Here is a 13,895-nt window from a genome sequence, read left to right on the forward strand (position 1 = left end):
AGATCAGGAAATATTTGTCCCGGTTCTTAATTATTTTATAAAGCCCCTGTAAACGAATACCTACAGGGGTTTATTTTTTATATTGAATAAACAACATGGAAGAAAGAAAGTATTTAACTACCTGGAAAAGGTACATGCCCGTTATCCGTTTGCATTTAAAGAAAAGTTTAACAGAAGATCAGCAGTTTAAACTGAACATAACTGATTTTGAATCGGCTGGCGACAGGGGTAAATCAGGTTATACCTTCAATATCACTATGGAGAATGGCAAGGTTACCAATAACATCAGCGGATCTGCCGTAGCGCGTGACCTGTTTGAAGCCATAAAGGGCGACGAAGCTTTTAAAGCACTTTTGCAGGATAAAAGCGTTAAAATAAGCGTTGGTAAATCATTTATGCTGAGCATAAAAACCACCCACCTTTCAACATACCGGTAGTTTTAACTCCATCGTATTAAAAAGGAAATAACTTAACCGGTTATTTCCTTTTTTTATGCGCTTTACTTTTTTGCGCGGCAGACCGATGGCTTTTAGCTGATGCAGATTTCTTTTTACCTGACGCTTTTGAGTGCGATTTTTTGGATGTATGATGCCCGTGTTTCGTGGCCTTGTGTGTTCTTTTTATAATGATGCGCGGCGCAAAGTCTATCGCCTCGGGGTGTGCCGATGGATCGAACGGGTTGTAATAGTAAATACCTGCTTCGTCATAACTCTTTAAGCCTGCTTTTAATTTGTCCATAAAAGCCGCTTCGTTTTTGGCTTCGGGTGCCGTCCACGCTGCTTCGGCCAAGCCTGCAATACGTGGGAACAGCATAAAATCGAGGCGCTTTTCTGAGGCTATTTTTTCTGTCCATATATTAGCCTGTACACCAATTACATGGTCCGATCCGGTAATATCTGCAGGTAGTTGCCTGTCGGGAAAGTTGTAAACATCGGTTATCCGGTTAAATACGCCATTCCAGTTCCGGCCAGAAACCAGCGCGGTGTCCTGTAAAAAATCAAAATAAAGCGGCAGCCTTGGGCAAAGCACTACCTGGTAATTCTTTTGGATGGCCAACCTTAACTGACCCGGCAGGTTTTGCCGCCACCAAAAAATAATGGTTTTGCCAGCTGGCAGATCGGTTTGAGTAGCCTCGTCCCAGGCAAGTATTTTGCTGCCAAGGCTGGTCACCGTATCCGTCATCCGTTTAAAAAAGTAGCGTTCCAGCGCACCTACATCAACAAAGTTGTTCCGCTGCATCATTTTGGCAATGGCTGTATCTAACGACCACGCTTTAATACCCAATGCAACCTCATCCCCGCCTAAATGGATCATATGCGCCGGGAAAAGCGTGTTGGTTTCCTTTATAATATCGGCCAAAAACTGGTAGGTTTTCTCGTGTGCCGGGTTAAAAGTAAAATTGGGATAACCCGCAACGCTGCCGCCCGTATATTCGGGATAGGCTTTGTTGGCTGCTGTAGCATGGCCGGGCATATCAATTTCGGGTATTACGGTTATGAAACGCTGGGCGGCATAGGCAACCATCTCCTTTATCTCGTCCTGCGTGTAATAGTGCGCTGCCGTTGTATCGCTATAGTCGCCGATACCCCCAACAAGGGCCAGTTTAGGATATTTTTTTATTTCGATGCGCCAGCCCTGCACATCGCTCAGGTGCCAGTGAAATTTGTTGAGCTTGTAATAAGCCATCCAATCGAGGATCTGCCTAACCTTTGCCTTGCCAAAAAAATGCCTTGATTCATCGAGCATTAAACCGCGCCATTGGTAACGTGGTGCGTCGTTTATGTCTGCAATTGGAAGCGTTAACCCTCTCCCATCCCCTTTAGGCTGATCTTTTATGAGTTGAAGCAGGGATATCAGTCCATAAAAAATACCTTCTTTGTTTGACGAAGCTATGCTGATGTATTGCGGGGTGATCTTTAAATTGTATGCCCCGGTAACCTGCGGGGTATTAGCCAATATGAGTTTGAGGTTGATGGGGTTGCGCGCTGAATCTTTATTTACAGCCAGCGTTAAGCCAGTAGCCTTTAAAACTTCTTTTTGAAAAAAGGCCGCCAATGAAACCAGCGACGTATCATTTACGCCGACGGTAGAATGGTTATTGAAGCTAAACTGCCCCGCACCATTTACAACCGACCGGGGTTGTGGAATTATGTTTAAGTTTTGTGCCTGTAGGTATCCGGAAACTAATAGTAACGCTAATAGTATTTTAAATTTCATTCAATAAAAAGTTCAAATCATTCGGGATTGCTATGATAGGAATTTTTTATTGGGTGACCGTAATTTATTTGTAATAAGAGAAAATAGGAATACTACTACACCCCTTCAAAAGCATTCATAATAGCACCAACAATACTGCCGTAGGCAAATACCGGTAAAGCTGCGTACGATATTTTCTTCTTCCAGTTTATGTAGCGGTCATTTATGAATTTGTTCCAGTTATTGCCGTTTAACTGCGCCCTGCCGTAAGTGATACTTGGCTCGGTTATTTTGGTGGTATGCCACCAGCCCGATGGAAAAAACAAGGTTTCGCCTTCCAATAGATGAAGTACAATAGGTTCCACCTCTTTAAACAGCGGGAACTTTTCATGATCGGGATTGAGGAAATTTATTTGCGAAAATTTGGGGTTATCGGGATACGGATACATATTTTCCGTTTGCGACGGTGGATACAGGAAGAACACTTTTGAGCCATATACCTGCGTAATTTGGGTGTGCATAAATAACGCATCGTAATGCAGGTACGGAAAACTTGAACCATTGCCGCCTATAAAAAGCTCATGCACGGTGGTGCCAGCCAGTAATTGATTTGGCATCAGCGCACTATGAATCCTATCGCTTTTACCGTATACCAGTTGTGGCGAAAAATAGGGCATCAGTTCTGGAAAAACCTTTTTTATATCGAAATTGAAGGGGTATGGTGCGCGGTTTTCGGCGGTGGAAACCAACACTTTGTCGATAGCCTCGCTCATGGTATAAGTAACACCATCAATTGTTTTTTTAACATGACCGTAGTTTTGTTTGAAAAAATCGGGAGTTAGCTTGCCCATTGCCGGCCAGTTTTTGGCAGCATCGGTTACAACAACAGGGATTGATCGGTTAACGTATTGGCTTATAAATTCTTCCCTTGATAAGTTGCTGCGTTTATCAATGGTTATTGTTTGTGTGCCATCGGCTTTATCAAGTACCGCGCTATGTTCCATAAATTGTGAAGGTTAAAGTTAAAACAGGCAATGCGTTTATAAACCTAAGCAATTTTCACATAATGAATGCATTAGTGTGTTTTTATTCATGAAACGTTCATTTTGTACCTTATAACGGTATTATGAAACGCTATAAAACAAACAATCCGGTCTCTTTTTATAAAAGACCGGATTGTAATATATATTGAGTTGCGAATTTTAGTCGCTTGTTAATTGCTGCTGTTGATGGATCAAATATCGCCCATCAACATTCAACAATTATTTCCATCCACCACCCAATGAGCGGTAAAGATCGGCTGTTGCGCTTAGCTCGGCCCTTTTAATGGAGGCCAATTCAAGCTCGCCTTGTAAAACGTTACCTTGAGCTGTAATTACTTCCAGGTAATTGGCTAATCCGTTTTTGAATAATAAACCGGCATTGCTGGTTGCCAGCTGTAAGGTTTTTACACGTTGGGCAGCAATAACTTGTTCTTGTTTCAATTTTTCAATCCTAACCAATGCATCAGATACTTCGCCAACGGCGTTTAATACCGATTGTCTGAATTGCAGTACTGTTTTTTCACGTTCAACCTTGGCAACTTCATACTGTGTACGCAGTTCTTTGTGCTGAAATATTGGCTGGGCTATCCCTCCTGCTACTGTACCAAATAATGATGCAGGCAAGTTAAACCAGTTGCTGGCTTTAAAGGAGTTAACACCGCCGCTTGCGGTAATGCTTAAAGAAGGATACATCTGTGCTTTGCTGATACCAACCTTAGCGTTTGCAATGGTTAAAGCCAATTCAGAGCTTTTAACATCGGGCCTGCGGCTTACCATTGTTGAAGGTACACCGGCGCTTATGGTTTCAGGAAATGTAACTTCGTTAAGTGTGCTGTTACGCTCAATTTTATTTGGTAATGTTCCGGCTAATATGCTTAAAGCATTTTCCTGCACGGTGATGTCCCTTTCAAACTGTGGTACCAACTGGGTAGCAGCCTGGCGTTGTGCATCGGCTTGCTGAACGGCTAATGAAGTAACCTGCCCGGCATCATATTGTAATTTAATGATGCGTAAGGTGCTGTCATTCAGTTTTACGTTCTTTTGAGCTATCTCCAGTTGCGCATCCAGCATCAGCAGGTTATAGTAACCTTGTGATACGCTGGATACAATGTTGGTTTGGATTGCCTTTTTAGCTTCGGTTGTTTGCAGGTAAGTAGCTAAAGCTTCGCGGCTTTGGTTACGTATTTTACCCCAGATATCGGCTTCCCATGAAAGGGCAAGATTTGCAGAGTAATCCTCCACATGTTTTGTGCCGATGTTATACTGGGCGATGCTAAGGCCGGTTAAGCTGTTATCAGATGGTCTGTTTGTACTGGCCGTAACGTTAAGACCAACAGTTGGAACATAGTTCCATTTTACCTGCTTAAATAGCAACTGAGCAGCATCAATGTTCTTTACGGCAATCTGCATGTCGTAATTTTTAGCAATCGCACTGTCGATCAGTTTTTGCAGCGTGGCATCGGTAAAAAAGCTTTTCCACTGAATATCACCTATGCTTGTGCTATCTGCTGTGGTTGCTGTATTCCTGAAATTGGATGGCAGCTCGGGTTTGGGTGTGGCCACGTCTTTTGATACTTTACAGGCGCTTAAAAAGGCCACCAGCAGTACAAAAGCAAGTGGATTTATATATCGTTTCATTATCTTAATATTTTAGAGGAGTTAAGAAGTAAGCGTCAAGAATCAAGAGAGAAGTTTTCTTTTGTCTTAATTCTTGATTCTTATCTCTTGATTCTTTTCTTAATTAGTTTTTTTGCAGTTCGAGGTTTGCAGCTTCAATAGCATGACCATCTTTATGTTTTGATGAACCACCATTTAACACCGCTACCGGCACACCTGTTATTCTTTCCTGCAGGCTTTGGAATATCACAAACAATACCGGGATGATAAATAATCCTAATATTACTCCGGATACCATCCCACCGGCTGCACCAATACTTATAGAGTGGTTACCCTGTGCTGATGGACCTGTAGCGATACTCATCGGGAACAAACCGAACACGAATGCCAGTGAGGTCATGATGATAGGACGTATCCTGAGCCTTGCTGCTTCAATAGCCGATTCAACCAAGCCATGCCCTGCCTTGCGCCGCTGTACAGCAAACTCAATAATTAGGATGGCGTTTTTGGCTAATAAACCGATGAGCATGATAAGCGCTACCTGTACGTAAATGTTATTTTCGATACCGGTTAAGCCCAATACCACAAATACACCAAAGATACCTGTAGGGATAGAAAGTATAACTGCCAACGGTAATATATAGCTTTCATACTGGGCTGATAATAAGAAGTATACAAATATCAAACAAAGCATAAATATAACGGCCGACTGACCACCTGAAGAAATTTCTTCGCGGGTTTGACCAGAGAACTCATACGCAAAACCTGCTGGTAATTGCTCCTGGGCTGTTTCCTGGATAGCCTTAATCGCATCACCAGAGCTATAACCCGGTTTAGGGATAGCGTTGATCTCAATAGAGTTGAACAGGTTATAACGTGAGGCAGTTTCTGAACCATATACACGGGTTAATTTAACCAGGGTATTGATAGGCACGTTTTCGCCAGATTTGTTTTTAACAAACACACGGTCGATAGCCGAAGGATCAGTTCTGTCTGCAACATCAGCCTGAACTATTACACGGTAATATTTACCAAAGCGGTTAAAATCTGACGCCTGGGCTGTACCAAAGTAGGCTTGCATGGTTTGCAAAATGTCTTTAACATTTACACCCAACTGGTTAGCCTTTTCGTCATCAACCTCTAATTGTAACTGTGGATAATCTGCTTTATAAGAAGTAAAGGCGTAAGCGATAGCCGGTTTCGCCATCAGTTTACCAATAAAGTTATTGGCTACACCGCTAAACTTATCCAACTTACCGTTGGTTTTATCTTGTAGTACCACGTCAAGCGCTTCAACGTTACTAAATCCGGGAACAGTTGGGAAACTGAACACAAAGAATGTACCGCCGGGTATGCCGCCTAATTTACCTCTTACTATATTTTGTATATCATCGATATTTTTAACTGCACCCCTTTGCTCATTAGGTTTTAACAAAAGGAAAATTACACCCGCAGATGGACTGCTGGATTGTGTTAAAAAGTTAAAACCAGATAACGCAGTAACAAACCGTGCCGATGGCAGATCTTTCAATTGGTCTTCGGCCTGTTTAAACACCTTGTTGGTACCACTTAACGAAGTTCCGGATGGTGTACTAACAGCTATGGCCACAAAGCCCTGATCCTCTGTAGGGATAAAACCTGTTTTTGTTTTGGTTACCAGGAATACAGTAGCTGCCACTATTAATACAAGGCCGCCAATGCTAAACCATTTTTTACGGATAAGGAATTTTAAACCTCCAACATACCTGTTGGTCATGTAATTAAAACCACCATTAAAGCCTGCATAGAATTTTTCTACAAAACCTTTTTTAGGCGCTGCATGACCATCTGCGGTATGTTTGTTCTTCAAGAACAAAGCAGCCAGTGCAGGACTTAAAGTTAACGCATTAACAGCCGATATAATGATGGCTATAGACATGGTTAACGCAAATTGGCGGTAAAATATACCCGTTGAACCAACCATGAAACTCACCGGTAAAAATACCGCCGCCATAACCAGCGTAATAGATATGATAGCACCCGTAATTTCGTGCATCGCTTCGGTAGTTGCCGCTTTTGGGGTAAGACTTGGGTCATGCTCCATTTTAGCGTGCACCGCCTCTACGACTACAATGGCATCATCCACCACAATACCAATGGCCAGTACCAATGCAAACAGGGTTAAAAGGTTTACAGAGAAGCCAAACAGGTTCATAAAGAAAAACGTACCTATAATAGCAACCGGAACCGCAATGGCCGGGATCAGTGTAGACCTGAAATCCTGCAGGAATATAAATACTACGATAAATACCAATATAAAGGCCTCTACCAATGTATGTTCAACCTGGTTAATTGATTCATCCAAATCTGTTTTGGTACGGTAGAATTGATTGTATTTGATACCGGCAGGGAAATCCTTTGACAGTTTCAGCATCAGCTTATCAATACCAATTTGAATTTCGTTGGCATTTGAACCAGCCAGTTGTATAATACCAATGATGATACCATCGTGGCCGTTCAGGTTACTTACGCTGTTATAAGAGTAAGCACCAAGTTCAACACGGGCTACATCTTTTAAATGCAGTACAGAACCATCTGCATTTGCACGGATAGCGATATTCTGGTATTCTTCTGGTTTGGTAAGTTTACCTTTATATTTAATTACATATTCAAAAGCCTCGTTACTGCGCTCACCAAATTTACCGGGAGCTGCCTCAAGGTTCTTGTCCTGTATAGCGGCCATTACTTCGGCAGGGGTAACTTTGTAAGTTGCCATTTGCCCTGGATTCAACCAAACACGCATGGAGTAATCCTTAACACCACCAAATATACTGGCAGAACCTACACCCGGAATACGTTTAATTTCGGGCACAATGTTGATCTGCGCATAGTTGGCTACAAAGGTTTGATCGTATTTTTTAGGATCCTCTGAATAGATTGCCATAGCACCAATGAAGCTGTTCTGTTGCTTGGTAGTAGTTATACCATATTGAACAACCTCGGCTGGTAACTGGCTGGTAGCCTGTGAAACACGGTTTTGAACGTTTACAGCAGCCTGATCGGGATCGGTACCTTGTTTAAAGTAAACAGTGATCCCCAATGTACCGTCATTACTGGCAGTAGAGGTCATATAGGTCATATTTTCCACCCCGTTGATCGCTTCTTCTAACGAAGGCGTAACAGAACGCAAAATGGTTTCGGCATTAGCGCCCGGGTAAACCGCAGATACTAATACTGCCGGAGGGGCAATATTCGGAAACCGCTCTAAAGGCAGTTTCGTTAAACCAAGTACACCAACTATCACCAGTAATATGGAGATAACAGTTGAGAGTACCGGTCTTTCTATGAATTTCTGAAACATGGTTTTGTATTTTAATTTCGGATTTCGGAATTTCGATTTCAGATTTATTGGGCACTATTTGTCATTTCGTTGTTAAACGATACTAACGGCAACCTGATAAACCTTTTACCTTTGGCCTTTCGCCTTTTACCTAAATCTTCGGTTTTGATTATTATTTATTAACTACAGCAGCGGTTTTTTCAGGAGCTTTTTGAGGGGCTATTACTGCGCCTTCAACCAGGTGATCCATACCGCTTAACACAATCTGATCGCCAGCTTTAAGACCATCCTTAACCAGGTAGTTCTCGCCGCTTTTGCCTATAATGTTGATAGGTACTTTTTTCACTTTATTGCTATCGGCAAGGGCGAAAACGAATACTTTATCCTGCATTTCAACAGTGGCAGATTCAGGTACGATCAAGGCATCAGTATGTTGCAGGCTTAAACGGATCTTACCGGTGTTGCCAGAGCGTAACAAACCCTGCGGATTTGAGAAGCTTGCCCTTACAGTGATTGCGCCTGTGTTTTTATCAAACTGGCCGTCAATAACGTCTATTTTACCTTGTTTACCGTATTCGGTACCATCAGCTAATAATAATGATACTGAAGGCAGTTTCTGAAGTTTATCCTTCAAAGTTTCGCCCGGATATTGTTCTTTAAAGCTTACAAAATCCTTTTCGCCAAGCGAGAAGTAAACATGCACATCGTGCACATCTGATAATTGAGTTAATGCTTCAACATCCTGCGGTGTAACCAAGCTTCCCTGTTTTTTAATAAGGCGACCGATGTAACCACTTACAGGAGCTTTAATCAAGGTATACCCTAAGTTAATTTGCGCGGTAGATACGTTTGCTTTAGCCGATTCAATATTGGCTTTAGCAACCTGATAAGCAGCTTTAGCTGTTTTTAATTGATAATCTGATACTACTTTGTTTTCAACAAGCGGGGTAAGCTTGTCAACTTCCAGTTGTGCGTTGCCTGCTGCTGCTTCGGCCGCGTGTAAGCTGGCTAAGGCGTTGTTTAATGCAGCGCGGTAAGGTTGCTCGTTAATTTTAAATATCGGCTGGCCTGCGTTTACAAAAGCGCCTTCGTCAACAAATACTTTATCTAAAGCACCGCTTACCTGCGGGCGAACTTCTACGTTAACAGTACCTTCAATTGATGCAGGATATTCCTGGTAAGTAGTTTCGGTACCCGATACTATGGCGGCAACGGGTAATGCCGGTGGCGGAGGTGCCTGCTGCGTTTGCGGCTTTGGCGAACATCCGTATAATGTGAGTGCTAATAGCGCTAAGATGATACTTTTCATGATGATTTGATTTTTAAGAGTGACAGATAGAATTGTGATTGATAAAATGCCTTGCGGCGCATTGATATATGTTGAGTTGTTGTTTTTGTTGCTGTTAATAAGCCGGTACTAATTACTATGTCCGTTTATTAAAGTATTTATCACCGTAGCTAACGGAATTGTGTGAGAGCAGTAGTTTTCACGGTGGTAGCTTGTTTAATGCTTTTAATTAATATTAAGTAGAAGTTTAAATCCATGATGGTATGTTAATGTTGTTTTGATGTTAATTTAACACTGTTAGATTATTTAACGGTGTTAAAAAATAGTTAAAAAATTACTCCGGTTTAATGGAGCGGATAATGCCGATAATAGCGTCCATCAGTACCTGGCGATTAATATCGTCTGATGAACCGCGGCTTAACAGGTTGATAGATACCAACCCATGTACTACCGACCAAAAAGTATAATACTTCGTGCATATAATATCCGAAGCCGGATTATCTATATGCATTACCTTGCCAATTACATCGGTAAATAAGTCCCACGGCATTACCGATTCTTCAAGTTTGTTAATCTCTTCGCAGCAGCAGTTGGTTGTTACCCCAAACATGATCTGATAAAGTTCCTTATTGGCAAAAGCGAAGTTCCAGTAGGCTACCCACATAGCCTCCAGTTGTTTTTCTGGCAGGCGATGTTCTTCGTGGGCGGCGCGCAGGTCCTTTGCCAGTATAAGGTATCCCTTGCGGGCCAGCTCTAATAAAATAGCTTCTTTGTTGGCAAAGTACTCATATATGATAGGCGCTGTATATTCAATCACATCGGCAATTTTGCGCATGCTTAGTGCTTGCCATCCCTCCTCCTTAACGATATGAAGCGCAGCATCCAGGATGTTGATCCTGGTTTCATCTTTTAATCGTTGTATTCTCTCTTTGCTTGCCATTTTATTTTAAGTGATAAATCATTTAACAGCGTTAAGCAAATGTATAACTGTTAAACAAACATAGTACCATCCATTTGTAAAATTGAGATCATTTAATTGTCAGCTAAAGCTTAAAAACAGGCTATTTAGCATCAATAAATCAAAAAAATGAGATTTTCCTTGTCATTTAAACAAACAACCTGATCCCATATTGCATTTTTTTTATTTTATTTTTTCACCAGGTAGGTGATCTGCCCCATGTGATAGCCCTGGTGAACGGTTCTGTTTATAAGGATATTTAATTTATTACGATGCGGTTCATTAGTGAAATCTTCTGCAGAAATTGAAGCGTGTTTAGTGAACCAATCTGCCGGTTGCATGGCATCAAATTTTTGCTGCAGTATTGTGTTAACGTTATGCCAGTATTCTTTCAGTTCTCCTATTGATGGTTTTTCCAATTCTGCCGATTCAGGATTTTTAATAAAAGGCTGTTCTAATTGCGGATACAGCTTATCGCCAAGTTCAAACAGGGTAAGCATACCATCACTAACAGCCGTTAAGTGGCCCAACAGGTAAACACCTGTATTACGACCAGGTGCAGTTGGCGCCGATAATTCTTCGTCGGTAAGTTTATCTAAAATACTATTAAACCTTGTATTTTGTAATTGCCAGTTGGAAACGGCAATTTTTATAAATAATTCGGCTGTAGGCGCCGGGGTGATAGCTTGTTGGGTTTCCATGATATGGTTTTTTTTAATTAAAAAGAAGCATAATAAGGCTGCCAATTTATTATTTATAAACCAAACCCATCACTTATACTTGATATCCACACATGATTTTACAAACTCATGATCTGCGTAATGACATTCAAAGATGGAACGGACGGCTATCCTGTTCCTTTTAACCTTTACTGGTTTCGGTATTTTTAAGTTGTGCTACCATTAATATGATCAGCGCACCAAAACCCGCTACCACACCAAAGGCCCAGCGTAACCCAACTGCTTGTGCTATAAAGCCAACAGTTGGCGGTATAATTAAAAAGCCCAGGTAGCCCACTGTAGAAATAGCCGCCAGTGCCTGCCCGGTATTCATACTTTGCGATTTACCAGCCATGCTAAACACCAGCGGTACCACACACGATACACCCAGGCCTACCATAGCATATCCTATGTAAGTAGTAAAAGTATATGGCAGCAAAACCGAAACCAGTAAGCCAGCCAGTATGAGGACACCATTTAAGCTCAGTACCCGTTTTATCCCCACCAGTTCAACCAGTTTATCACCGGTAAAACGACCGATGGTCATGGCTACCATGTATACCACAAAGGCCGCTGTTGCTGCGGGTTTGGTTGCATGAACTGCCTTTTGAAAATAGATGCCGCTCCAATCATACATGGTGTTTTCGCAGGCCATAGATGCAAAACATATCAGCGCGAATTTAAGCAGGTGTTTATCGGGTAGCCTGAAACCTGATGTACTGGGCGTTACCACCGGCTTTTCGTGATAAGCCATCGGGTAAAAAACAAGCGAGAGTACGATCATGAAAATACCCACGATAAGCAGGTGCCAGGAGGTAGCTACATTGTGCGACACCATTAAATACCCCACCGCAGCACCCGCAAAACCAGCTAAACTCCAGATGCCATGAAACGTTACCATTATTGACCGCTCATAAAACGACTGAATACTCACCGCCTGGGCGTTGATAGACAAGTTGAATATATTACGTGCCGATCCGAAAAAGAACAGCATGATCACCAATTGCCATATATATGTTGTAAAACCCGGGATACATAGCAACAGGTTAAAAGCAACTGCGCCAACCAGCATAATATTCCTGCTGCTAAAGTGTTTTAACATTTTGGCAGTTAGCGGAATGGTAAGCATTAAGCCTATTGGTAAGGCAAATAATACCGCTCCTAACTGGGCCTCGTTTAAATGAAGCTGCTGCTGAATAGATGGTATACGTGACGCCCAGGACGAGTAGCCGAAGCCCGATATAAAGAAAAACATGCCGCAGGCAAACCTCAATTTAGATCTGCCGGCAACCTCCGTATTAACCATACGCGAAATTAAAAATAAATGGGTTTATGAAGTGCTTAATTTAAAAGTTGGTGCTGTAAACAGGCAGAGTAGTTGGCAAGGTATTTTAAAAAGGTATCAAACATTAGTGTAAATTAGCTATTGACTTTGCTACCGGCAAAAATAACTATATTACTTAATCGCTCAATCTGCAATTATCCGCCAATTGCAATTTTGAGGCATTTGTTTGGGTTGGCAATTAATAACGCTTATTTTTGAGATGACATATAAACATTTAAGGGTATAACACCCTGCATCACCCATAAATAATGAATACTAAGAGCTTAACCGCCGAACCAACATATAAAGCTGCGCGCGTTGTAGCCCCGTCAATAGAACGGCACTTTAAATATTTCCATTCAATGGTAAATGCCGAAAGTGATGCCGACTTTGCCCCTACACCCGATATCAGCATCATTGAAAATATTATTGATATAGCTTTCTGGGCCAGTTTGCGCCGCGAAGAAGGTTATTCGCCAAAATTTACCCTTGCTTTTTTGCCACCCGAAAGCGCCGGTCAGCCTTTATTATTCGGGCATAAAATACCGCTTGCACCAAATATCTTAACAAAGTTTGCATCGGCGGTGCAGCAACCCGGCATCCATCTTGGTGTTTGGATTGAGGACGGTGAATTATATCTATGGGGAACCACATTGGCTATCCCTGCCTATTGCTTTGTGCTTGAAGTTATTGAGCCTGGTTTACTGGTGATAAAACACCGCCGGGTTGACGGTTTTGGCAAATTTGTGAACATTGCCATACTAAAAGGCGACGATATAAAAGTAGTTGATGAGCAGGGTTCTACCCTGTCTGATTGTCCTACTATCCTTACATCCATGCTTGATTTTACCCTGCCATCTTCCTGGAACGATCCGGTGAATGTGCTGGTACAGTTGGCGGCATCTATGCAGGCGCACAAACGTGGCGGTATTTTGCTGGTTGTGCCTACAGGTGCCGACGAATGGCAGGAATCTATCATCACCCCTATCTCTTACCCCGTAAACCCGGCTTTTTCGGGCCTTACGGATCTGATGATCCACGAGGGAATTGAGAAATACCATACCTCATGGCAGGAGAAATTGCGCCGCGCGGTAGATACCATCGGGGGATTGACATCTATAGATGGCGCAACCATAATTAACGATAAACACGAGCTGTTGGCGTTTGGCGCCAAAATAGGCAGATCTGCAAAGAGCGCCCGTGTTGAAGAGATAATTGTCACCGAGCCTGTTGTTGGCTGCTCAACAAAAGTTATTCACCCGGCACAAAACGGTGGAACCCGGCATTTAGCGGCCGCACAATTTGTATTCGATCAAAAAGATGCTATTGCGTTGGTTGCTTCGCAGGATGGCCGGTTTACTGTTTTTGCATGGTCGCCGGTAGTTAATATGGTTCATGCACACCAGATAGATATTCTGCTGCTGTAAAGAT

At 42.3% G+C, this 13,895-nt stretch carries 10 protein-coding genes; 2 read left to right on the forward strand and 8 right to left on the reverse strand.

Features of this window, described 5'->3' with window-relative positions; all coding sequences use genetic code 11:
• The first annotated feature begins 95 nt into the window (after window positions 1-95).
• A complete protein-coding gene (locus BLS59_RS01090; protein WP_091142822.1) occupies window positions 96-437 on the forward strand; it encodes a hypothetical protein in 342 nt (113 codons plus the stop codon).
• 40 nt (window positions 438-477) lie between these two features.
• Here the strand turns inward: BLS59_RS01090 and BLS59_RS01095 are convergent, their stop codons facing one another.
• The 8 genes from BLS59_RS01095 to BLS59_RS01130 all read right to left on the reverse strand — a co-directional run bounded on the left by BLS59_RS01095 (window position 478) and on the right by BLS59_RS01130 (window position 12,446).
• Complete coding sequence (locus BLS59_RS01095) at window positions 478-2,217, reverse strand: beta-N-acetylhexosaminidase (RefSeq protein WP_091142825.1); 1,740 nt, start codon at window positions 2,215-2,217, stop codon at window positions 478-480.
• 95 nt (window positions 2,218-2,312) lie between these two features.
• A complete protein-coding gene (locus tag BLS59_RS01100; RefSeq protein WP_091142829.1) occupies window positions 2,313-3,200 on the reverse strand; it encodes a cupin-like domain-containing protein in 888 nt (295 codons plus the stop codon).
• A gap of 258 nt (window positions 3,201-3,458) precedes the next feature.
• On the reverse strand, window positions 3,459-4,877 hold the full coding sequence (locus BLS59_RS01105; protein ID WP_091142833.1) for an efflux transporter outer membrane subunit: 1,419 nt from the start codon (window positions 4,875-4,877) through the stop codon (window positions 3,459-3,461).
• Window positions 4,878-4,980: 103 nt separating this feature from the next.
• Window positions 4,981-8,196 (reverse strand): efflux RND transporter permease subunit, encoded by a 3,216-nt coding sequence (locus BLS59_RS01110; RefSeq protein WP_091142837.1) that lies wholly within the window; start codon window positions 8,194-8,196, stop codon window positions 4,981-4,983.
• Window positions 8,197-8,347: 151 nt separating this feature from the next.
• Entirely contained in the window at window positions 8,348-9,484 is a 1,137-nt protein-coding gene (locus BLS59_RS01115; protein WP_091142840.1) for an efflux RND transporter periplasmic adaptor subunit, read from the reverse strand.
• A gap of 313 nt (window positions 9,485-9,797) precedes the next feature.
• Complete coding sequence (locus BLS59_RS01120) at window positions 9,798-10,403, reverse strand: TetR/AcrR family transcriptional regulator (RefSeq protein ID WP_091142843.1); 606 nt, start codon at window positions 10,401-10,403, stop codon at window positions 9,798-9,800.
• A 206-nt stretch (window positions 10,404-10,609) separates the two neighbouring features.
• A complete protein-coding gene (locus tag BLS59_RS01125) occupies window positions 10,610-11,122 on the reverse strand; it encodes a DinB family protein (RefSeq protein WP_091142846.1) in 513 nt (170 codons plus the stop codon).
• A gap of 160 nt (window positions 11,123-11,282) precedes the next feature.
• A complete protein-coding gene (locus BLS59_RS01130) occupies window positions 11,283-12,446 on the reverse strand; it encodes an MFS transporter (protein ID WP_091142848.1) in 1,164 nt (387 codons plus the stop codon).
• A gap of 287 nt (window positions 12,447-12,733) precedes the next feature.
• On the opposite strand from BLS59_RS01130, the gene BLS59_RS01135 reads away from it, so the two are divergent.
• The gene (locus BLS59_RS01135; protein WP_091142851.1) at window positions 12,734-13,891 is read left to right on the forward strand and encodes a putative sensor domain DACNV-containing protein; all 1,158 of its coding nucleotides are present in this window, start codon (window positions 12,734-12,736) and stop codon (window positions 13,889-13,891) included.
• The last annotated feature ends 4 nt before the right edge of the window (window positions 13,892-13,895 follow it).

The organism is Mucilaginibacter pineti, from assembly GCF_900101875.1.
Taxonomy (GTDB): Bacteria; Bacteroidota; Bacteroidia; order Sphingobacteriales; family Sphingobacteriaceae; genus Mucilaginibacter; species Mucilaginibacter pineti.